The following is a 23274-nucleotide window of genomic DNA, read 5'->3' on the forward strand; positions in this document are numbered from 1 at the left end:
ACTGGCGGAGGCCAGTCTTTTCGGCATTGTTCATGTCAAGGGGAGGACCATCGCATGAAGCGATTCGGGGTCAAGATGTATTACTTCAAAATGTTTCTTTGGATCAGCATCGCCATCCTGCTCGTTGTCGTCTTGCTGTCGGCGGTCGTCGGCATCAACACCCAGAAGCTGCTCGTGAAGAACGAGTACGTCTCCAACCAGAAGATCCTGTACCAAGTGAAATACAATATGGCGTTCATGGACGACGCGATCGCCAGCTTGTGCAAGTCTCTGTATCTAAACAGCGACGTGGACGCGGTGATGTACGCGAAGCAAGAGGATATGGTCGACGTGGCCAATCGGCTGAATAAAGTGACCAGCTCCATCACGTCGACCAACGCGTACATACATTCCCTGACGATCTACAATCGCCACTTAAACCAGACGTACAACGCGGGAAGTCCCTTGTTCTTCGAAGACCAGATGATAGACGCGCTCAACCGTTCGGAGCGACTGCCTCCGAAGATGGAGCCGATCTTCCGCGACATCCGGAAGCTGGTGAACGGCGAGTCCCGTCCCGAGCGCGTCTTCTCGTACTTCATGTACGAGACCTCCCCGGAAGATCTGAAGCCGGAGGGCGTTATCGTCATTAACGTCAGAGCGGAGTGGCTCTTGGACAACATCCGGCAGATCAACATGATCGACAAGCGGAAGGGCGACACGATCTTCCTCTTGGACCAATCCGGAGCGTATCTGGCCGACGGCTCCGGCGATAACGGAATCATGCAGGCGTTGAAGGCCGACTTCGTCGATTATCGAGCCGATCATCCGGACGGCGATCCGGACGGCTTCTTCCAGAGCAAGCACGGCGGGACCGAGTACCTGGTCACGTACTCGAGCGTCGAGAGCGCAGGCATGACCCTGCTGAAGGCGCAACCGGTCGCAGAAGTCTATCGGTCGATCGCGAGTCTGCGCGCAAGCCTGATTCTCATCACGCTCCTTATGCTGCTGCTCGCTCTCGTCCTCGCGATCGTGATCTCCCGCCGAATCTACCGGCCGTTCGGCAACCTCGTGAACGCGGTCAAGCGAGATCGGCTGCGGGGGACGGGAGAGGACGAAGCCGTCGACGAAATCTCGTATCTGAACGCCGTCTTCCGGCAGTCGATGGAAGAGCTCGAGTTGTTCTACAAGGAGAAACACGATAACAAGGATTTAATGAGGCATTATTGGCTGCGGCGATTGCTCGACGAACGCCTCGCGATTTCGCGGGAGGAGCTCGCGTCCCTATTCAAGGAGATGAGAATTTCTTTGTCGCCGTCAGGCACGCATGCCGTCTGTTTGTTAAAGATCGATAATTACAAGGAGTTCCAACAAGCCTTCAATGCCAGGGACAAGGAGATGTTCCGGTTCGCGATGCTCAATATCGCATCCGAGACGGTGGCCAAATCGTTCCCTAACGAAGGAATCGATATGAAGGAAGACCACGTGCTGCTGCTCGTGAGCGTTCCGGATCGGGACGGGGCTTATGCCGCCGAACTGGCCGGGCTGCTCGCCGAAGCGCAGGACAATTTCACCCGGTTCTTCAAGGTCACCTTCACGGCGGCGATCAGCGGCCATGCCGAAGAGATAAGCGACCTGCATGCGCTGTACAATCAGACGTTGGATCTGTCCATGTACCGGCTGCACCTCGGACACGGATCCCTCATTACGCATTCGCGCGTTCGCCGGAACGTCGAGAACAAGAAGGCCGGCTACCCGAAGGAATTGGAAGAATGGTTCGCGGAGGCGATCAAGTCGGGCAACGTGGCCGGGATGAAGGAAGTGCTGGCGAACCTGTTCGGAGAGATGGAGACGCTTAACTACCACAATGCCTTGGTCTCGATCATAAGACTGTTCGATACGGCGGTCGAGGCGTTGGAAGAAGCGAGGATAACCCCGGCTCCTTCGCTGCAGATCGCCTCGTTCGGCAGGCACGTCATGGAGAAGGAGACGATGGCCGAGATCCATCGGATCCTCCAGGGAGGCTTGTTGGATTCCATCAACAAGGAGACGGCCGAGAATACGGATACGCTGAACGATTTCGTCGTGGACGCCGTCACGGAATACATTCATAACCATTATCGCGACTTGTCCCTGAGCCTGCCCTCGATCGCGGCCATGATGAAGATCTCCGCCCGCAACTTGAGCAAGATCTACAAGCAGGCGACGAATCTGTCCATCGCGGACATGATTAACGACGTGAGGCTATCCCGGGCGGCGGAGCTTCTCCTGCAAGAGGATTTAAGCGTGAACGAGGTCGTGCAGAAGGTGGGCTTAACGAACGAAACGTACTTCTTTAGCCTGTTCAAGAAGAAGTACAAGGTGACGCCGAGAGAATATGCGCTGCAGCGGAACTTGAACAAAATCAATTAGCCGATAACGGAGCTCAAGCGAGCAATCGCCGGGCTCCGTTTTTGCTTTTTTGCTCCGAACGGTGCCCGTTGCGGCCTTTTGCGGCGCGATTTTGAAGGAAAATACCGGATTTAAACTATACAGCGGCCTCGGCCGCGCCTAAAGTTGGGGTAGGACGACAACAACGAGAAGAAGGAGGTGCGGGACGCATGATCAGGATGGTCAGGAAATCCGCCGGATTGTCGATGCTGGCTCTGCCGGGATTTCTGCTCATTATTATTTTCAACTACGTGCCGCTTTACGGGCTGCTGCTGCCCTTCAAGACGTACCGCTACAACCTCGGGATATGGAACAGTCCTTGGGTGGGGCTGGAGAACTTCGGCTATCTGTTCAACGGGGACGCGCTGTACCGGGTACTGAGGAATACGATTCTCTACAATATGACGTTCATCGTGCTCGGCACGACGCTCTCGGTCATCGTCGCTCTGCTTCTATACGAGTTGAGCCGCCGATTCGTGAAAGCGTACCAGACGATTCTGTTCATCCCCTACTTCATCTCCTGGGTGGTGGCCGGATTCGCGTTCCGCTCGTTATTCGACATGGAATACGGCGTCGTGAACCGCCTTCTGGTCTCCCTGGGCGAAGAACCGATCATGTGGTACAGCGATCCGAAGTATTGGCCTTATATCATCGTGATCGCGGCGGTGTGGAAGGGGCTCGGGTACAGCTCGGTCATCTATTACGCCGCGCTGATGGGCATCGATTCGGAATATTACGATGCCGCCAAGATCGACGGGGCGAGCAAGCTCCGCCGGGCAATCTCGATCTCGGTGCCGATGATCAAGCCGATCATCATCATGCTCGTCATTCTGCAGATCGGCAGCATCTGCTACAGCGACTTCGGCCTGTTCTATAACGTGACGCTGAACTCTTCCCTGCTCTACGAGACGACGGACGTCATCGATACGTTCGTTTATCGGTCGCTGATCGACCTGGGCGATATCGGAATGGCTTCGGCGGCGGGGTTTTTCCAATCGATCGTAGGCTTCTGCCTGGTCCTCGTCACGAACGCCATCGTCAAAAAAATCAATCCGGAAAACTCTCTCTTCTAAGGGGCGAAACCATGAAAGCGTACGCGAAGACGCTCGCAAGAAGACCGTTGCCTGCCGGCAAGGCGATCATCCATCTGGTCTTCCTCTTGCTCTGCGTTGCCTGCCTATTCCCGTTCCTGGTCATTATAGGGACCTCCCTGCAAAGCGAGAACGATATCGTGAAATTCGGCTATTCCATTCTTCCGAAGCACTTTACCTGGGACGCCTATCGCGTCATTCTGCACGATCCCAAGGCGTTGTTCCGATCGTACTTCGTGACGATCGCGACGACGGTCATCGGTTCGATAGTCGGCATGTGGGTGACGACCTCCTACGCGTATGCCATCTCGCGCAAGGATTATCGCTTCCGTTCCTTCCTCGCCTTCTTCGTGTTCTTCACGATGCTGTTCCACGGCGGGATGGTTCCTTCCTATATTCTGATGGTCAAGTGGCTGGGCTTGAAGAACACGATGCTTGCGCTTATTCTGCCTTACTTGATCAGCGGCTGGTTCGTCATGCTGATGAAAGGGTTCCTGCAGACGATTCCGGAAGCGATCATCGAGTCGGCCAAAATCGACGGAGCGGGCGAGCTGCGAATATTCGCGCAAATCGTGCTTCCGATATCCAAACCGGCGCTGGCGACCTTGAGCTTATTCTTTGCCCTGCAATACTGGAACGATTGGTGGCTGACCTTGCTCTACGTCGATCACGACAACCTGATGAAGCTGCAATACTTGCTTATCCGCGTCTTGAAGAACATGGAGTACTTGAATTCGGCGGAAGCGATCGAATACGGATTGGTCAAACCGGGAATGCTCGTGCCTTCCTTGAGCGCGCGAATGGCGATGTGCATTCTGGCCGCGGGTCCCATGCTTCTCGTATTCCCGCTCTTCCAGAAATATTTCGTGCAAGGCTTGACCGTGGGCTCCGTTAAGGGTTGATAATTGACGCTATAAGACTTCGAGCTTATAGTCGCTGATTATAGAAGACATGCAAATTACAGGGGAGGCAATCCAAGTGAGTCGTGTAACAAACGAAGCATCAAAGAAACGGATGTTGTCGGGAACGGCCTTAATGCTTGCCGCAATGGTTATCGTAAGCGGTTGCAATTCGAATTCGAGCTCGAATTCGAACTCGAGCTCGAATGGAAACTCGAAAGGGAACGCGAACGGGAATGCAGCTGCCAGCCCGGACGGCAGCCAAGAAGCCGCGGAGTCCGCATCCCAAGGCTCGGAGGCCGCTGCTCCAGAGGATACCGGCGGCGAGACGAAGGACTTCGTCAAGCTCAGCTGGTACATGCCGAAGCCGATCGACAACATGAAGGATCAGGAAGCCGTCGAGGCGGAAGCGAACAAGATCATCAAGGATAAAATAAACGCCGAGCTGCACCTTAACCTCATCGACAATGCCGGATGGGAAGACAAGATGAAGCTGATCTCGGCGGCGGGCGAGCCCTACGATATCGTCTTCTCCACGTACTCGTCCAATCGGATCAGCGATAACGTGCAGAAAGGCGCCCTGCTGCCGCTCGACGATCTGCTCAAGAAGTACGGGCAGAACATCTTGGCCAAGGTCGATCCCCGCGCTTGGAAGGCGGTGACCTACAACGGAAAGATCATGGCGATTCCGGCGCAAACGCCTTACTCTCCGGCGGGCGCCCACGTCTTCAAGAAGGACTTGGTCGAAAAGTACAACTTCGATTACAAGAGCGTCAAGAGCATCCAGGATTTGGAGCCGTTCCTGGCGGAGATCAAGAAGAACGAGCCCGACATGATTCCGCTCCTGGCCACGGCCAACGGAACGGCTTCCGGGGTGACCTTGTACGATTACACGACGATCAGCCCGGGGATCTCGTATAGCGAAAAGGACGGCACGATCGTCAAGATTCTGGACGTTCCGCAGAACAAGGCCAACTACCAAACGATCAACGACTTCTACAAGAAGGGCTACATCGCGAAGGATGCCGCCATCAAGACGGATTACCTGGCCGAAGCCAAATCGGGCAAATACGCCGTCATGCGCGATTCCGGCGGCTATACCGAAGACGGCTCGAAGTCGACGGCGACCTATGGCTTCCAGACGGTGGAGACGCTGTCCGGCTACCCGACCATCTCGACGAACTCGATGACCTCGGCCGCGACGGCCATTAGCGCCACGTCCAAGAACCCGGAAAGAGCGATGATGCTTCTGAACCTGATCTGGGGCGACAAGTACTTGTTGAACACGCTGGCGTACGGCGTCGAAGGCAAGAACTATACGGTGAAGTCCGGAACGGTCAAGGACGACGCTCCGACGATCGAAGCGACGAGCGGCTCCGAGCAAACGTGGGCGATCTGGCACAACTGGCTCGGGCCATTGTGGGATCAATGGGATTCGAACTGGAATTCCACGGCCGCCCTGGAAGCGATGAAGAAGAACAACGACAACGGCAAAGCCTCCGGCATTCTCGGCTTTATCTTTAATCCGGAGCCGGTGAAGAACGAGATCGCGCAAGTGAGCGCCATTCAGAAGGAATCGAATCCGATCCTGACGACGGGCTCCATGCCGGACTTCGAGAAGTATTACACGGATCTTCAGAAGCGGTTGGACGACGCGGGCATGGACAAAATTCTGGCCGAAGCCCAGAAGCAGTTCGACGCTTGGAAAGCTTCCGACAGCTGATTGGACGGAAGAGGGGTCGGCGGCTCTGCTACGCGGTAGTAGGGTCGCCGATTTTGCTTCATGCTTCTAATAACGATGCAAAGGGGAATCCAATGATGATGTTTACATCCAAGTTTGGATGGACCGCTTTAAGCATTGCCGTGGCCTTATGTTCGCTCCTGATCGTCGGGTACTCCCGGACGACCGTCGCCGAGGGCGCCGAAGCGCCGGCGGGCGCGACTTATCTCGTCGACGAGAACTTCACGTTCCTGTCCAATCTCGTGCCCGGAGAGAGCCAGCCTTCCGGTTGGGACGTTCGGGCGGCGGGCGGCGGGCTCGTCAGCCTATACGCCGACACGCTGAAGGTCAGCGACACGAGCGACGTTCTTCCCGTATCGATGAGCCGGAAGTTCCCCGAGCAGAGCGGAGGGGTCGTCACGATGGAATTCCGCTTCAAGCCGCTGGCGATCATAGACGGCCTGAAGTGGCAGCTGCTGGACGGCGATACCGCGGGCGTCAGCATCGTAACGAGCGGGAACAATCTCGTGCTGCAGACGGCCGGCGGAGGCGCGGTGACCTTGCAGGCCTACGAGGCCACTAAAGAATACGGCGTAAAGGTGATCGCGGATTTGTCCGCCGGCCAGACGGACGCGTATATTAACGGCGTTAAGCGAGCGACGGCGAAATCCTTCGCGAATCCGGTCGATTCGTTCAATCGGTTCCTGTTGACGACAGGAACCGTCTCGAAAGGCGACTTCAACTTTACCCCTCTCAAAATCTATAAAGGGTATGCCGTTAACGAGCGACTGTTATCGGTGATCGGCGGCTCCGTTCCGGGAGATTGGGTATCCGCCGCCTCGGGCGGCACGATCAACGTGGGGCAGATGTCCGGCTTAGTGGGCGGAACTTCGCGCAATTACGTCATGTCCCCGAAGCCGGATATCTACAGCTTCAAGATGGATGCCGCGAACGCCGCGGGCGCCATGTCGCTCTCGAAGAGCTTCGCATCTCTCGAGGGCGAGGTGACGGCGGGATATAAGATCTTTATTCCCGCCAAGACGAACGGCCTTGCCGCTGAGCTCACGGACGGGACGAATACCGTTCTGAAGCTGGTCACGTCGAACGGGAGGCTGGCTTACGTCGATGCGTCCGGCAGCCCGGTCAAGCTGTGCAAGGACGACCCCGACAACCCCGAGGATCAGGGCGAAGTGTGCAACTACAGGGCCAATCTGTGGTACGACCTCAAGGTGAAGCTGAGGCTCGATTCCTCCGAGGCGGACATCTACGTTAACGGCAAGCTCAAGGCGGAGCATGTCGCGCTGGCCTCGGGCGTCTCGTCCGTGGACGGCATTCGGTTCTCGACTTCGGCCGCCGATAAAGGCACGATGTGGCTGGACGACATCGTCGTGAACGCGGATACTCCGCTGCCGTCCGACTACGTTCCGGCTCCGGCCGCCGTAAGCACGGGAGACCAAGTCGTCGGCGTGCAGAGCTGTCCGATGTGGAGGGAAGGCACCCACCTGGGCTGGGATATGATCAATCCGTATCCCGATCGTACGCCGCTGCTCGGGTTCTACGACGAAGGCAATCCGGAGACGGCGGATTGGGAGACCAAGTGGCAGGCCGAACACGGAATCGGCTTCCAGATGTCATGCTGGTTCCGCCCGATCGGCGGCGAGAACTCGCCGGTGAAGGATCCTTTCCTCGGCTCCGCCCTGCACGACGGTTACTTCAACTCGGCGTACAGCGACCGGGTAGACTTCGCGATCATGTGGGAGAACTTGAACTCCAAAGCGGCCGACAGCAACGACTTCCGCAGCAACCTGGTGCCTTACTGGATCGAATACTACTTCAAGGACCCTCGGTATCTGAAGATCGACGATAAGCCGGTATTCACGATCTACAACTACGATCAGTTCGTGAATCTGTCCACCAAGACCTCCTTGTCCGACAGGATCGCAGATGCGAAGGCCAATATCGCTTATCTCCGGAATGAGGTGAAGGCGGCAGGCTTCGACGACTTGATCCTATTGAACGTGTATAACGGGATGAATGCGCAAGACTTGATCAATCGCGGAGAAGTAGGCTTCGATGCGGTATACGCTTATTCTTGGGGCTCCTTCGGCGGCCATCCGGATTATCAGAAGCTGAAGCTTACGGCGGAGAACGCATTCGGAGGGCTCGACGTTATCGCCGGATTGAGCATGGGCCGGGACGATACCGCTTGGGGGCTGAGCGCCGGTTATTACGCGACGCCGACGGAATTCCGGTCGCTCGCGCAGTGGACGAAGGACACGTACATTCCTTCGCTGTCCTCGGATAATCTCGGCAAGAAGCTCGTCATGCTGGACAACTGGAACGAATTCGGGGAAGGCCACTTCATCATGCCGGCCGGGCTGGCCGGATTCGGATACGTGGACGCTATTCGCGACGTCTTCGCGGGCAGCTCTACCCATGAGGATATCGTTCCGACTCAGGCGCAGAAGGATCGGATCGGCGTGCTGTATCCGGCTGACCGAGTCGTCCTTAACCGGACGCTGACGGCTCCGGCCTACTCCGGCAATTCCGTCGCGTCCTGGGAATTCAATGCCGCCGGCGACAAGGAAGGCTGGACCGCGCTAAGGACGGTAGATTCCGTCAGCGTCTCGGGGGGCAGCTTGACGGCGGTGTTCAACAACACGGATCCGGGCATCGTCTCCGGCGACCACCTCGGAATCAAAGCGGAGGATGCTCCGTATCTCAAGATCCGCATGAAGAACAATGCCAACGATATCGAAGGCAGGGTGTTCTTCACGACGGAGCTCGACGGGGATTGGAACGAGACCAAAGCGATGGGCTTCTACGTCAATCCGCAGGACGACGGATACACCGACTATTACGTGGAGATGTGGCGTAACAAGAGCTGGGCCGGCAACATCCGGCAGATTCGGATCGACCCGGTATCGGCCTTGGGGACGGTCGACATCGATTACGTCCGGGCGGTCGCGAACGACTCCGCGGACATCAAGCTATACGTAGACGGCAAACGCAAGACGTTCAGCCAGCCGCCCCTCGTTCAAGACGGCGTCGTGATGGTTCCGATCAAGGATATTTGGCTTCAGTTGGATATCAAATCCGAATGGGATGCCGCGAATCAACGATTGATCGGGGTGAAGAACGGCAACGTCCACGAAGTGACGGTCGGCGCTTCGTCGGCCGGCAAGAACGGCCAGCCGATCGCGCTGGAGCACGCGCCGACGCTGCTGGCGAACGGAACCGTTCTCGTTCCGCTCTCTTATCTGCATGACGCTTTGGGAGCGACGGTTAGCTGGGACGAGACGGCGGGGAGCATCCGGATCTATCCCTCGGGCGTGGTCTGGGACTTCGAATTCGCGGACGGTTGGACGGCGAACGGCCAGGTCGCGGGAGGCGAAGCGCAAGGCGGCTTGTTAAGCGGAACCGCCTTGGGAACGTCGGGAGGGCTGGAGCCGGCGATCGAATCGCCCGAGCAACTGAACGTGGACGCTTCGTCCGTCAAGCGAATCCGCGTGAAGCTTCGCAACGGGACCGGCGGCAACGAAGCCCGGGTGTACTATCAGGCGAACGGCGACACCGCTTGGAACCCGATGCAGCAGCTCTCTTCTTACATTCTTCCTAACGAGCCGTTATTCCGCGAGTATGTCTTCGACGCGACGAACGCGACCGGCTGGACGGGGACGATCGATCGGATCAAAGTCGTTCCCGCGCTTGAGGCAGGACCGTTCGCCCTCGATTCCGTTCAATTGGATACGGCCGCATCCTTGCCGATTCTCGGCGATAATCTCGTTCAAGATCCGGGGATGGAGGAGAGCAAGGTTCCGAGCACGACGGTAACGACCAACTCCGTGCTCAGATACGTCGATTCGCAAGCCCATAGCGGCCACCAGTCCCTGAGGGTCGCCAAGACCGACAGATACAGCGCGGCGATGTTTAAGCTGGCCGACCTGGAGTCGGGCAAAACGTATCATTATTCGGCTTGGGCGAGGCTGGCTAAGGCTCCTACGCTAAGCGAACCGCTGCGGCTGTGCCTGCAATATAACATTGGCACGACGCTCTATCAGAAGATCATGTTCACAAGCCCGGGGTTAAGTAATCAGGGCTGGACACAGGTACAGGGAAACTTTACGATTCCGGAGACGGGCACGGCCACCAAAGTTTATTTGTACGTCTATACCGAGGTCTCCGCGAACAACAATGATTTCTATGTCGACGACCTCGAGGCCAGGCCAATCGATTATACGACGAGTCCGGCATGGATCCGCGCCACGGGCTTAAGCTTGCCAAGCACGGCTGCCGTACACTTCGGAGAAGCATCGGCTTTGACGGCGACGTTCCAACCAAGCGGCGTCATTAACAAGGAGCTCCGTTGGACGTCGGATAATCCGAGCGTGGCGGTCGTCGACGATAACGGCTACGTATTCGGAAGGGACACGGGCACGGCGCATGTTACCGCCCTGTCTATGGATGGCGGCTATACGGCGACGACGACCGTCACCGTTGATGCGGGAGCGGCCTATCCTGCCAATTCGACGCTCGGCAGCAATCTTATCGTCGATCCCGGAATGGAAGGCAGCGCGCTGCAGCCGACCTATTACGGCACCAGCTCGACGGTGTCGCTCTCGACCGCCGAGCACAGAAGCGGCGCCCAATCGTTACGGGTGGTCAAGAACGGCAGCATGTTCGCTAATATCTACATGCCGACGGCGATCGAGCAAGGCAAACCGTACTACTACTCGGTATGGGGAAAGCTGCATGCCGCTCCGGTCAATGCCGCTAGTCTTCGAATCTGTATCCAATATAAGGTGACGGGCAAAACGGATCCGGTGACGACGATTTTGTTCAGAGGCGATCCTCTCAGCGCCCAGGAATGGACCCAGGTGAAAGGGTTCTTCGTGATTGACGAAGCCGGCGTCGTATCGGACACGAAGGTGTTCTTCTATACGGACCAAGCGGGAGACCTGCAAGATTTCTACATTGACGACGTTCAAGTGCGTCCCGTGGACTACGCCGCAACAAGCGTTAGCTTGAATAAGAGCGATCTTACGCTTGCGATCGGGCAGAGCGAGACGCTGGTCGCGACGGTATTGCCGGCCAACGCAACGAACAAGACCGTCTTCTGGACGTCCGGCAACCCGGCGGTGGCGACGGTGGATGCCGGCGGGACGGTCACCGCCGTCGGCGAAGGCGTAGCCGTTATTACCGCGACGAATCCGGGCGGTGCCTCGCAATCGGCGACCGTCTACGTGGACAGCGCCGCTCCCGTTACCTCTGCCGTCTTCGGTCCGTCGTCTCCGGACGGCCCGAACGGCACTTATATCGGCCCGCTTACGGTATCGTTTACGACAGCCGATAGCGGAACGGGCGTCGTGCAGACGACGTACAGCTTGGATAACGGTTTAACGTGGAAGCCGTACGCGACGGAATTGGCGTTCGACAAGCAAGGGACGTACGCCGTGTTATACAAGTCGATCGATCAAGCCGGTAACGAGGAAGCGGCGCGAACGGCAAGCTTCGTCCTCTCGGCGACCGCAACCTCCGTGGAATTGCGGGATAGCGCGGGGCAGCCGCTGAGCGGAGGCGTCGTGAAGTATTACGATGGCGTCTGGAAGGATCTGGGAACGACGAATGCTTCGGGCAAGGCGACCAAGTCCCTGCCGGAGAAGAGCTACCTCTTCTCCGTGACCTACGAAGGGACGACGAAGCAGCTTACTCAGAATACGGCCGTTAACCCGAATGTCGTCTTCCAAACGGTCAAGGCGATCATCCTGCTGAAGGACAGTCAGGGCAATGCCCTCGCGGGTTGCCTCGCGAAGCTGTACGCGGGCGGCTCCTGGCAGACGGTCGGCACGACCGGCAGCGGCGAGTTGAGCAAGGAAATGCTCGCGGGCTCCTACACGTTCGGCCTCACTTACGAGGGAGCTTACAACCAAAAGGCCCAGAATATCGGCGAGGATCCGGTCGTCGTCTTCCAAACGGCAAGCGTGCTGATCAAGCTGCAGGATGCGCTGGGAGCTCCGGTCGACGGCGGCGCCGCCAAAGTATATTCGGGGGGCATCTGGAGGACGATCGGACTTACGGTCAACGGAGAAATTCGCAAAGAGCTGCTCCCGGCCGGCTACACGTTCGGAATGACTTACGGGACGGCGCTCGCGAATATTCAGAAAGATACTTCGACGGATCAGACGATCGTCTTTCAACTGCCGTAACCATTAGCGGACGAACGAAGAAGGGACAGCGACGATGAAACGATCGATTTCATTGACTGGCGTTTGGAAATTAACGGGCGAAGGCGAACGAACGGGAGGCGGTCCGGGAAGCATCGCTATCGATGCTTCCGTGCCCGGACACGTGCATCAGGACTTGCTCGCGGCGGGGTTGATTCCCGATCCGGGTTACCGCAAGCAGGCGGAGGAATGCGGGTGGGTCGAGCATTGGCGATGGTCCTATCGGCGTGAATTCGAGGTCGATCGCTTGGAGGACGGCCGCGCGACGCTCGTATTCGAAGGACTGGATACCTTCGCCGATATTTATCTGAACGGAACGAGGCTCGCGCGGACGGACAATATGTTCGTCCGTTACCGATTCGATGTGACCGGACAGCTGCGAACGGGGACCAACGAGCTCGAAATCAGGTTCCGCCCCGTCGCGGAGGGCATCGGGGATAAGCCGTACGCCGGGCGCGGCGCGGCATTCACCAGCGAGAGGCTCTACGCGCGGCGCATGCAGTGCACGTTCGGATGGGATTGGGTCGGACGCCTCGTCAGCTACGGCATCTGGCGCCCGGTCCGCCTCGACTTCGAGGACGTCGCGACCATCGACGATCTCTACGTGCATACGAAGGCGATCGACGGGCGCGGGGCGGCCGTCGGCATCGCGTTGGAGGCGACTTCGCGTTCCCGTTACCCGCTTCGGGCGGAGCTTGCCATCCTCGATCCTTCCGGGCAACCCGTATGGCAAGCGACGAGAAAGCTGCTCGGCCCTAAGCTGGAGCTGACGGCGGATCTGGCGGAGCCGGAGCTTTGGTGGCCGGCCGGGTATGGCGGCCAGCCCTTGTACAAGGCGGTCGCGAAGCTGCATGGAGCGTCGGGCGTCGTCGATGCGCGGGAATGCTCGTTCGGCATCCGGACGGCGCGCATCGAGCAGCTCCAGGATCGGCCCGGAAGCTTCGAGGAGCGAATGACCGGCAAGTTGCGGGCGCGCGGCACGGAATGGGACGACAACGGAGATCGGCCCGGAAGCGGGTTCGCGCTCCTGGTGAACGGCGTTCCGATCTATTGCAAGGGCGCCAATTGGGTACCGTGCGATCCGTTTCCCGGACGCATCCCCGATCCGCATTACGACAATCTGCTTCGCCTTGCCCGCGAAGCGGGCATGACGATGCTGCGCGTCTGGGGGGGAGGCATCTACGAGCCGGAAGCCTTCTGGGACCGGTGCGACAGGCTGGGCCTTCTCGTCTTTCAGGACTTCATGATGGCCTGCGGCACTTACCCGGAGGACGATGAGGAATGGATGTCCTCGCTCGTCTCCGAGGTCGAGGGCGTCGTTCGCTCGCTGCGCAGCCGCCCTAGCTTGATCTGGTGGAACGGCGATAACGAGAACGGCATGTTCGACGGCGAAGAGGATCCGGGCTACCCGGGAAGGACGATCTCCGAACGCATAACGGGACGGTTATGCGCAGAGCTGGACCCGCATCGGCCGTTCCTGCCGACAAGCCCGTTCGGCGGCAACAAGAACAACTCGTTTACGATCGGTACCGCTCACTACACGGGATCTTTGCTGGAGATGTTCGACGTCTTCCACGGGACGGACCTTCGCCATTACCGCTCCTACTTCGCAAGCTTGCTGAGCCGCTTCTGTCCGGAGTTCCCCATGTTCGGCACTCCGGAGATCCACACGCTGAGGCGGTTCATGAGCGAGGAGGATCTGAACGATCCGACCTTCGACATGTTGGAATATCACACGAGGAATCATCCCGCCTTGGTCGATTACTCGCTCTTCCGGGCGTTGCTTACGCTTGCCGACAAGCTGATGCCTCCGGCCGTCTCGACGGTCGAACGAATTCGGCGCATGTCTTACGCGCAGCATGAACTCACCCGTCTCGTCGTCGAGATCTACCGGCGCAACCGGCCTTACACGGGCGGCATTCTGTTCTGGATGTTCAATGATTGCTGGCCGGCCAGCGGATGGAGCCTCGTCGATTATTACGGGTACCCGAAAGGCGGGTATTACGGCTTCAAGAAAGCCGCCCGTCCGGTCATCGCGTCGATCGAACGGCAGGAAGGGGAAAGCCGGTACGCCTTCTGGGTATGCAACGATATGCCGGAAGCGATCCAAGGCAAGGGAATGCTTCGCATCTTAACTCTAAACGGTTTGATAGACGAGGCAGCCGTATGGACGCGGGCGTTCGACTTCGCGGTCGAGGAGGGGACCTCTTCGCTCGTCATGACGCTTACGCTGGAGGAACTGGACGTATTGCTCGATCATCGTCGCGTTCTCGTCATGGATATCGTCGGCTCGTTCGGGGAAGACCGTTCTGTTCATCACGCGGGGATCCCGGCCGACTTGGACCTTCGACCTTCCGGAGCGCGCATCGCATCCCGGACGGAAGGACCTGACGGAGGAAGCTTGGTCGTTGCCGCGGACCGTTATGCCAAAGCCGTCCTGCTGCATGGCGAATACGTTTTCTCCGACAATTACTTCGATCTGTTGCCGGGAGAGCGCAGAACGATCGACTATCGAAGATTGACGACGGGAACCGGAGCGAATGCCCAGGAAGCCCGGGAAATAGAATTGATCAGCTGGAATTGAGACATTCATCAACTTATAATTCGTATAAAGGTGGAAGCTGAAATGAGTATAACGACGTTCGCAAGAGCCAAAGCCCGCGTCGGCGTCATCACGGTGGGACACGAGCCGTATTGGGGGCAATTTCCCGGGCTGCTAGAGGAATTGGAGGGTTACGGTCGCGAGTTCGAGCGCATGCTGATCGGCTGCGACGTCGAGGTCGTGTCGGCGGGCTTCGTCGATAATCTGGACCGGTCGTTCGCGGCGGCCGCCAAGCTGAGAGCGCAGGACGTTGACTTTTTATTCGTCAATCTCAGCACTTACGTCACCTCGTCATCCGCGGCGACGGCCATCTTGAATCTCGGAGTCCCTACCGTGTTGGTCGCTTTGCAGCCGCTCAAACGGCTGGACTACCGGAACACGACGACCTATATGCAGTTGGCGAACGATAACATTTGCTCGCTGCCGGAGATCAGCGGCGTGCTCGTGCGCGCCGGCAAGCCCGCGGCGGGCATGATCGTGGGAACGCTCCGCGACGATCCCAGGATCGCGGACGAGTTGAAGATGTGGTGCCAGGTCGCGAACGCAAGGCGGGCGTTCAAGTACGCTCGGATCGGATATTTGGGCCATACGTACGAAGGCATGTACGATATGAATTCCGACCCGACCGCGTTCACGGCGGCGTTCGGCTCCCACGTCCAGATGCTGGAGATGTGCGACCTCGCCAAGCTGGTGAACGACGCGAATCCGCGCGAGATCGCGGACAAGATCGAAGAGATCACGCGCGTATTCACGATCGCCGATCCTTTCATCGATCCGATTACGAGACCGATCAAGCAGGAGGACTTGGAATGGTCGGCCAAGGTGGCTGTCGGACTCGACAAGCTCGTAGCCCTGAACGGATTGACCGGACTCGCTTATTACTATCGCGGATTGGACAACAACGAATACGAGAGAATCGGCTCGAGCATGGTCCTCGGCAATTCACTGCTCACCGGCAAGGGTATCCCGCTCGCGGGAGAGGCGGATCTCAAGACCTGCGCGGCGATGCTGATCATGGATCGGTTGGATGCCGGCGGCTCCTTCGCCGAGCTTCATCCGTGCGACTTCGTGGACGACATCGTGCTCGTCGGCCACGACGGTCCGCATAACGTCAAGATCAGCGACAGCCGACCGGTCATTCGGGGGTTGGATCTGTTCCATGGCAAGAGCGGCTCCGGCATCGGCGTGGAATTCAGCATTCAAGCCGGTCCGGTTACCTTGCTCGGCATTTCCCAGACCGCGGACGGCCGATACAAGATGATCGCCGCCGAAGGCGAATCGATCAAAGGCGAGATTCCGCGGACCGGCAACACGAATACGCGCTGCAGCTTCGATTGCGGCGTCGCCGACTTCATCGAGAGATGGTGCGCCGCCGGTCCGACGCATCATTTTGCGCTCGGCGTCGGTCACGTAGGCACGCAGATCAAGCGATTGTCCAAGGTGCTCGGCATGGAGCTGGAGACGGTCTGATGCTAGTCTAGTTACACAATACAGAGAAGGCGATGCAGTTATTCTGCATCGCCTTCTCTGTATTGTGAGCAGCAAGACCGTATTGATTAGGGGAGGGGCGAGCGGTTACGGCAATCAGATCGCGATAACCTGCGCGCATCGGGAGGCCGCGTCTACATGACGTGCCGGGAAAGGGGAGTTTAGCGCAGCAAAGACTATCCAGCTATGTTATTTCAAGGCACTTGCCGGAGTTCCGGGTCTTGCTGTTAACAGAATGCGGCGGATACCAGAGCTTAACACTTATCCGTGATAGTCAGCCGGTTGAATCCACTGAATGCCGGTATTTGTGTAGCCGGCGGCACGTATGGCGTCGATTCGGACGAACAAACGGCTGTTATACATCAGGCTGTTCGTCTTGTCCGCAAGCAGCTCTCGATGACTCGTCTTGATTGAAAAGCTGTATTCATTTCCGGGGACATCGGTCACCTTCCAGCCAAGCGCCTGGGCAATAGGCTGTATCGGTACATAGAGCTTGGAGTCCAAGCCGAAGAAGCTGTACGGCACCGAAATCGTTTTGTCGTCCACCAGCACATTTGCTTCAGATAGCTGACGGGATGTCGTTGTCATTACTGGCAGCGCATCGATATCCAGATCGGCAGGAACTGCTGGCGCATCCGGTTTGCCGCTGGTATTTGTCTGGGCGCTCTGATAGCTCTCCATCAACGCATTTGCCTCGTTCTTACCGGCAAGGCGAGTTTTCCCTGTCCGAAAGTCATAGATTTGCGGCGTGCGTGTCGATTCATTGCGCGCGAACAAAATCTCATTTTGTCCATTGCTGTACGCTTCAAGCGAACCAAGAATGAGCCGTTTCGCCAGCCCGTTATCCGGGTTGATCCGGACAATTTCGTTCTGCCGGTCCTCTTTGCTGAAGCGCTGCTCCATAAGCGAGCCATCCGGAAGCCAGAAATACTGCGGCATGAAAGGAAGGTCGCCGATTTGACGAATGACGCCGTTCTGGTTGTTTTTCAGCAAGACGGCGACCCTCTTCGCGTACCCGTAGCCCTTGCTATATCCGCCCTCCGCGGGAAACTTATCGAAATGCAGGATATACTTTAAGCCCCACTTCCCGCTCGGCGAGTTCTGATACAGACTTCCCGTTACCAGTTCAGCCGAATCCGGGTCGTAATAGGCATCGTCGAACCGCTTCAGCGACTGGACCTGTGAATAAATGGCGGCGTAAGGGCTCTGAATTGGCTGGGACAAACCGGCGATTTCATCGGGGAGCATCTCCCATTGCCCGTCCTTCGTTTGTAGAAGCACGCGGCCCTTCCAAGTACTGTCGCTCCTATTTTCCATCACATTGAAAAAGGTGTCGCCCGTACCTGCATTTGTGTACACATAATGAAATTGAATGTCCGTTACGGTAGGCGCTGCATATGCGGCTGTTCCTGAGGCCAGCGTTGCGGCAGCTGCCGCAGCCAGCGCGGCGCGGACCATTATCCCGCGTCTGCGTGTTTGTGTATTTCGCTGCTTCATTAGTCATCCTCCTCGGTGCATTCTGTGTTTGAATGCGGTTGTCCGGTTGTCCGACAGTCTTTGTTCGTCTTGCCGAACGTATAGACGCTGTCTGGACTAACAAGGTTGCGGCGAGGAACGCAGTATTCCGAGGCCAGGATCATGTTATTGGTAAAGTCCAAGGAGAAGCGGAATCGAATTCGCGCGGAGGTTTACGGAATCGTCGACGGTATGGCGAAGGACGCCTATTTCATTGATATCGAAGACTAGTTAATCAACTCGAAGCTGCCAAACTAATAGATTGGCAGCTTTTATGATGGTAATGGGCAATTATCTACAATAAACCTACGTGGAAGAAAAAAGGCTAAAGAATATGGAACTTGTAAACGGGCTGAAAGTTTAGTTACGTGTCATTGAACGTGAACAACAAGGTCGAGATAATCTTGAGGATGCGGGGCTGACATTTTTGTCTTTGCTTAAATGGAAGAACTTATTGAGTCGAGCCTTGCATGCTGTTTGCATAAAATGGTAATTTAGTGCAACTTCCAATCGAAGGAAAAGTATATAGCTATATTGCAATTTCTGAGAGCACCTTAAATCCCGCAAAGCGGGGCAATCGAACGGAGCGCTACTTCTGCTCCAGTGGTCAGCCTTTCAATTATCCGATCGGAGGGTTAGTTTTTTTTACGACAACATTTGGACAAATTGAGGTGATGGCATGCAAATAGATTGGCATTATTCCTGGAATGTAGTAGATGCTGCTGCAGGCTTGCTAGGTTGGCTCGTGGTGCTTGCTCTGGTAATCCGCCAACGCCAAAAGCAAGAGACTAGGCGTCCAATCTGGAAGATACTTCTCGTAACACTCGCCGGCTTTTTTTCTTTATCGTTCAAATTCCCTTTATTCGGGCAAATCGTCAATATGGCCTTATTGCCCCTTGGTCTCGTGGTGACGTATCTCTTTTTACGAAATCGGTCCTGGACGGACTATCGTAAATTTGCTTGGATCGGCTTCACGGCAAATTACTTGTTTCTGGTGACAGCTCTGCTTGCTGGATTCATTCATGGTTCCTTCTACGACCGCAATGACCCTTCCACTTACTTGGCCCATTTGGAGAAAGCGAAGCTTGTTGCCATTCATCCGTCAGCAAGAGAGGCAACCTTTGATCAAGAGCTGTTCTCGAGCTCGTTGGCAGAGGTAAAGGCATCCGATATGTCGGGTACGCTGGACTGGTACCGTGAATCAAAATCAGAGGACGGCACACAGTACCAGCAAGAACGTTTCCCTTATGCACTGCTCGGAGCAGACGCTCGCTGGGGGAGCGGTCTGCATGCCTCAGCTTATTTGGAAGCTGATGGAAAGGGATTATTACTCGCTACAAAGGATCGGTATTACTACTACCGTTCTGAGAAGCCGATGTTGAGAATGGAGGTAAGCGAATGAGAGGAAGAAGGCTGCTAATAGTCGTAATTCTTATAATTGCGGCTGCGGTGATCGTCTTCTTTCGTACTTATGACGGTAAACCGGGGCCGCTTCCGAGTGCGGACGAAATTATAGTGGAGTTAAACGAGTACGACGCTGAAGCAGACGCGGCAGTCGTGCTCAACAATGTTAAGCTGACCGCACAACAAGTTTTTATCCCATTTGTATCTAGTCAAGGTATTCACGGGATGGGATTCCTGAAATGGGAGAAGCGGAAGTGGAGCGTGGCTAGAGTAGATATGAGCGGCAGGCCCGAAGTAAGAGTCACCGATCATTCCGATCCATCTGAGCGTTATATGGTATGGAATAATAATCCTGTTGAGAAAGTGAAGGAATTCCGCTTCTACCTTATTCGAGATCGACATGCCGGTATGTCGAATGGAGTATATTACTATGTACCGCGCGTGCAAATGGAAATGCTCGTCAATGTAACGGAGCATCCGTATGGAGCCATGCCGTTTCCTGAGGAATGGGCAGGCATTATGCGCGAGGACGAGAAGCTAGGCAGGGCGCCTGCCGCTAATATCATGGATAATATATTCTCGCAGTCTTTTTCTCGTCCATCCACGATATATGTCGGGTATCTTCCTGTCTACGCCAAAGACGCACCTCAGCTCGGCAGCTCCTCCAAGAGCGGCGATGAGGATACGGAGTTTTTAATGATCATGAACGAGACGGATTTGGAGAGGCCACAAATTGATTGATTCATCGATTAAGAGGGGGAATAGCATGTTAAATGAGCGCAATTATATTCGATTTATTCGAGAGAAAGTTGGACATGATTTAATTTTTCTGAACTTTTCTGGAGCGATTATCTATAATCAAAACAACGAAATTCTTCTGCAAAAAAGGGGAGACAGAAATGCTTGGGGATTTCCAGGAGGAGCAATGGAACTTGGAGAATCTGCGACTGAAACAGCAATCCGTGAGGTTTTGGAGGAAACTGGCTTAAAGGTAGAAGTTGAGCATCTCATAGGTGCGTACACTAAATACTTTGATGAATATCCTAACGGTGATAAGGCTCAGACAATCTCATTCTTTTTTCAATGTAAACCTATAGAAGGATCGCTCAAAGCAGACGGGAATGAAACTTTAGAATTGGCTTACTTTCCAATAACCCATTTACCTCCTTTGTTTGTAAAACAGCACCAAGATGCTGTTGAGGATTTTATTGCTCAAAGGAAGGGATGTATTAGATAGGTAATTGATTGAACTTACAGGGAACTATAATGTAACACACGATCGGCTGCCGTTGTCCGTTGAAGTAAATGGCAGTTTACGTAATAAAATGAAGATTAGAGGAAATTGGTTATTAGGTCGAGAAATGATATATACAATAATAAGGACGAAAGGAATCATCATGCGAGTTTTGAAAGTTCTAACAAGGATTTTACTGATAGGCTTAACACTCATTTATGTTTTATTTATTGTAAGAACCTTGTTTTTGGATAACAGACTATTGAATGATTATTATCTTTTGCGCTACGACTATAACCTAATCCCATTCAAAACAATCTCAACGTACTTAACAGGGTATAACAATTACAATTTTAACACTTGGTTTAACAATCTCTTCGGAAATATTATATTGTTTATCCCCTTTGGGTTTAGTACGCCATACTTTTCAAGCAAACTTAGATATTTCAAACGTTTTTTCTTGTTTGTCCTATTTATTATTGTTATTCTTGAAGTTTCACAAATGCTGTTGCACGCTGGTAGTTTCGATGTTGATGATGTAATACTCAACTCATTAGGGGCAATATCTGGTTATTTTAATTACAAAGCCTGTTTAGCGTTAATGAAGAAATTCGACGCGGTCTCTACCCATACAAGGTAAAGAAGGTTGTTGATTGACGGGTACGATAGCTCAATCATGACACCACGGCGACCGGCATCAGAACGATCGGATGCCATCGTTGCGCTAAAGGGTTTTTTAGCGTGGCGGCCAACCAACTAAGTGGTTGCTTATTCTCAATTGATGGAAGGCAAGTTCTATTCTTTCGCGAATTCATTAGATATGCCGAAGTTACGAATTTCGCAAAAAAATCCTAGTAGTGCAATTGGAAAGAGCATTTTAGTTATCTATATCTTCATAGAAAGGTGATTACGCATGAACCAAAGACCGTCAAAAGAAGAATACGCCGGGGACGCCGGCGAGTATATCCGGTTGGCCCCGGGAGGCAACATCATCGACATTCTGCTCGCCCAGGAAAAGCAAATGACCGAGTTGCTGGCATCGTTGACCGAAAGCCAGAGCGCCTATAGGTATGCGGAAGGAAAATGGACGCTGAAAGAAGTCGTGGGCCACATCGCAGACAGTGAGCGCGTCATGTCCTACCGCCTGCTCCGATTTGCAAGAGGGGATCAGACGCCTCTGCCCGGTTTCGACCAGGAATTGTTCATTCCTCCTTTCGGAAGCTGGACAACCGCGCAAGTGGCCGAAGACTACCGGGCCGTACGGCAATCGACGATCTCACTGCTGCGCGGGTTGCCGACGGAGGCGTGGTCCCGAAAGGGTACAGCCAACAACGTAAGCATTACGGTGCGCGCCCTCGCTTACGGCATGGCAGGACACGAGCTTCATCACATGAGGGTCATCCGAAATCGTTACTTGAGTTAGTCGTTCTTGTTTTATGGCACTCTTTCCGTCCCGTTCATAGACTGATATGAATAGAGGACAAGATGGGTAAAAAACAGCAGCGATTGGGTGCTGATCGGAGATTTGTCAAAAAAAGTAAAACATATTCTCAAATAAGAAAAAGTCATTCAATTCCCTCGGTACGATGTAGTTTTCTTACGAGTCCTCGCTTATTCGCAGGATCTCTCCAATGGATAAATCGTTATCCGGATAGAAAAGGGGATGTACCGTCAATTTCGGCAATCGAACCGCTTGCGGGAACAGAAGGGGCGAGTTTTCGCTCCTTTTTTGCTGCTCTGTTGCACGCTGCTCCACGTACCTAACGGGTAGATAAGGAATGTGAACAAAAATTAAGAACGTGGACTCGTGCTCGCGCACGGGGGACCTTTCTTTGAAGGGTAAGAAAGTCTGTTATCTATTTTTGGAGGGAATCCGTGAGTAATAAATTTTCGATTGTTGACGATGACACTGATCAAGTATTGGGTTTCTGTAAAGCGGTAGAGGTAGTACAACAAGAGATGAGAAACGATGAAAAATGCTATTCGCTACTGACTTTGCATAGCTTTACACTTTCAGAGGTGTGTAGGGTCATGCCTAAAATAATTTTTTCAAACTTCTATCTTAATTTCCTGAGCAAGGACGGTACGAGTCTAGGTGGATATTATTTCAGTCCGGATCAAATGGTTAAAATAAATCCATTAGAATTATCGGAAGAGACACCTATTACTATAGGGGGGTATTTTGGGGAAGAACCTTTGCCTTTAGCAAATAAAGTTTGGGATCAACTACGTGAAAACCCTAACGCCTATGGGCAATGGAAAAAGTTGGAAGAGAAACGAGCTTGGTTACAAATTGTCCGTCTAAGGCGCCTAATGGATGATACGATGCGAAAAGATCAAGTAGTAAGAATTGATGGTAAATATATTCAAGATGAAGTGACGCTGTATCTTGCCTTAGGTGAAGCAGTTAATGGCCCTTTTGGCTATTATGGTGCGAATCTGGATAGTCTTAGTGATTGTTTAAGTGGAGGGTTTGGTTTGGTCCCTCCCTTTACGTTAGAGTGGACGGACTTTCACTATTCATTCAAGAGTAAGCCGGAAAACCATGCTCGATGTATTTCTTTGTTGTTTCAAATCCTTACTAGCCGCGGATGCAAAATACTGTTAACTGATTAAGCTGATATGAACGAGGCGGTCAATACCTCTCTTCAAAAATCATTTTCTAAGGGGAATTGCTTTAAAATCTTG

The 23274-nt window shown here is 54.6% G+C and carries 14 protein-coding genes; 13 read left to right on the forward strand and 1 reads right to left on the reverse strand.

From position 1 onward, the window contains the following. The first annotated feature begins 54 nt into the window (after window positions 1–54). From GT019_RS28850 to GT019_RS28880, 7 genes are all read left to right on the forward strand, one after another. Entirely contained in the window at window positions 55–2391 is a 2337-nt protein-coding gene (locus GT019_RS28850) for an AraC family transcriptional regulator (protein WP_161746912.1), read from the forward strand. A 188-nt stretch (window positions 2392–2579) separates the two neighbouring features. Further along, on the forward strand, window positions 2580–3482 hold the full coding sequence (locus GT019_RS28855) for an ABC transporter permease (protein WP_161746913.1): 903 nt from the start codon (window positions 2580–2582) through the stop codon (window positions 3480–3482). Window positions 3483–3493: 11 nt separating this feature from the next. Further along, on the forward strand, window positions 3494–4402 hold the full coding sequence (locus tag GT019_RS28860) for a carbohydrate ABC transporter permease (protein ID WP_161746914.1): 909 nt from the start codon (window positions 3494–3496) through the stop codon (window positions 4400–4402). 76 nt (window positions 4403–4478) lie between these two features. Next, window positions 4479–6122 (forward strand): ABC transporter substrate-binding protein, encoded by a 1644-nt coding sequence (locus GT019_RS32570; RefSeq protein WP_161746915.1) that lies wholly within the window; start codon window positions 4479–4481, stop codon window positions 6120–6122. A 92-nt stretch (window positions 6123–6214) separates the two neighbouring features. Then, complete coding sequence (locus GT019_RS28870) at window positions 6215–12325, forward strand: Ig-like domain-containing protein (protein WP_161746916.1); 6111 nt, start codon at window positions 6215–6217, stop codon at window positions 12323–12325. 34 nt (window positions 12326–12359) lie between these two features. Beyond that, window positions 12360–14927, forward strand: coding sequence for a beta-mannosidase (locus tag GT019_RS28875; RefSeq protein ID WP_161746917.1), 2568 nt, complete (start codon window positions 12360–12362; stop codon window positions 14925–14927). Window positions 14928–14969: 42 nt separating this feature from the next. Continuing rightward, the gene (locus tag GT019_RS28880) at window positions 14970–16415 is read left to right on the forward strand and encodes an L-fucose/L-arabinose isomerase family protein (RefSeq protein WP_161746918.1); all 1446 of its coding nucleotides are present in this window, start codon (window positions 14970–14972) and stop codon (window positions 16413–16415) included. Between the two features lie 279 nt (window positions 16416–16694). Here GT019_RS28880 and GT019_RS28885 read toward each other — a convergent pair whose 3' ends face one another. Then, window positions 16695–17930, reverse strand: a complete 1236-nt coding sequence (locus GT019_RS28885) for a hypothetical protein (RefSeq protein ID WP_161746919.1) — start codon at window positions 17928–17930, stop codon at window positions 16695–16697. 697 nt (window positions 17931–18627) lie between these two features. Here GT019_RS28885 and GT019_RS28890 point away from each other — a divergent pair. From GT019_RS28890 to GT019_RS32575, 6 genes are all read left to right on the forward strand, one after another. After that, window positions 18628–19350 carry a hypothetical protein gene (locus GT019_RS28890; RefSeq protein WP_161746920.1) on the forward strand — a complete coding sequence of 241 codons (723 nt, stop codon included), beginning with the start codon at window positions 18628–18630 and terminating at the stop codon, window positions 19348–19350. Next, entirely contained in the window at window positions 19347–20093 is a 747-nt protein-coding gene (locus GT019_RS28895; protein WP_161746921.1) for a hypothetical protein, read from the forward strand. Before GT019_RS28890 ends, GT019_RS28895 begins: the two co-directional genes overlap by 4 nt. Window positions 20094–20118: 25 nt before the next feature. Continuing rightward, window positions 20119–20589: an NUDIX hydrolase gene (locus GT019_RS28900; RefSeq protein WP_161746922.1), complete on the forward strand. Its 471-nt coding sequence runs from the start codon at window positions 20119–20121 to the stop codon at window positions 20587–20589. 160 nt (window positions 20590–20749) lie between these two features. Then, window positions 20750–21226 (forward strand): VanZ family protein, encoded by a 477-nt coding sequence (locus GT019_RS32755; RefSeq protein ID WP_407945113.1) that lies wholly within the window; start codon window positions 20750–20752, stop codon window positions 21224–21226. Between the two features lie 273 nt (window positions 21227–21499). Further along, window positions 21500–22009: a DinB family protein gene (locus GT019_RS28910; RefSeq protein ID WP_161746924.1), complete on the forward strand. Its 510-nt coding sequence runs from the start codon at window positions 21500–21502 to the stop codon at window positions 22007–22009. 452 nt (window positions 22010–22461) lie between these two features. Further along, complete coding sequence (locus GT019_RS32575; protein WP_201755638.1) at window positions 22462–23202, forward strand: barstar family protein; 741 nt, start codon at window positions 22462–22464, stop codon at window positions 23200–23202. Window positions 23203–23274: the final 72 nt, after the last annotated feature.

The organism is Paenibacillus glycinis (assembly GCF_009909185.1).
GTDB classification, from domain to species: domain Bacteria; phylum Bacillota; class Bacilli; order Paenibacillales; family Paenibacillaceae; genus Paenibacillus_Z; species Paenibacillus_Z glycinis.

Coding starts and splice junctions, on each gene's coding strand:
- GT019_RS28880 (WP_161746918.1), top strand. CDS start 14,970: ATGAGTATAACGACGTTCGCAAGAGCCAAAGCCCGCGTCGGCGTCATC.
- GT019_RS32755 (WP_407945113.1), top strand. CDS start 20,750: ATGCGAGTTTTGAAAGTTCTAACAAGGATTTTACTGATAGGCTTAACA.
- GT019_RS28895 (WP_161746921.1), top strand. CDS start 19,347: ATGAGAGGAAGAAGGCTGCTAATAGTCGTAATTCTTATAATTGCGGCT.
- GT019_RS28850 (WP_161746912.1), top strand. CDS start 55: ATGAAGCGATTCGGGGTCAAGATGTATTACTTCAAAATGTTTCTTTGG.
- GT019_RS28855 (WP_161746913.1), top strand. CDS start 2,580: ATGATCAGGATGGTCAGGAAATCCGCCGGATTGTCGATGCTGGCTCTG.
- GT019_RS28870 (WP_161746916.1), top strand. CDS start 6,215: ATGATGATGTTTACATCCAAGTTTGGATGGACCGCTTTAAGCATTGCC.
- GT019_RS28885 (WP_161746919.1), bottom strand. CDS start 17,930: ATGAAGCAGCGAAATACACAAACACGCAGACGCGGGATAATGGTCCGC.
- GT019_RS28890 (WP_161746920.1), top strand. CDS start 18,628: ATGCAAATAGATTGGCATTATTCCTGGAATGTAGTAGATGCTGCTGCA.
- GT019_RS28900 (WP_161746922.1), top strand. CDS start 20,119: ATGTTAAATGAGCGCAATTATATTCGATTTATTCGAGAGAAAGTTGGA.
- GT019_RS28875 (WP_161746917.1), top strand. CDS start 12,360: ATGAAACGATCGATTTCATTGACTGGCGTTTGGAAATTAACGGGCGAA.
- GT019_RS28860 (WP_161746914.1), top strand. CDS start 3,494: ATGAAAGCGTACGCGAAGACGCTCGCAAGAAGACCGTTGCCTGCCGGC.
- GT019_RS28910 (WP_161746924.1), top strand. CDS start 21,500: ATGAACCAAAGACCGTCAAAAGAAGAATACGCCGGGGACGCCGGCGAG.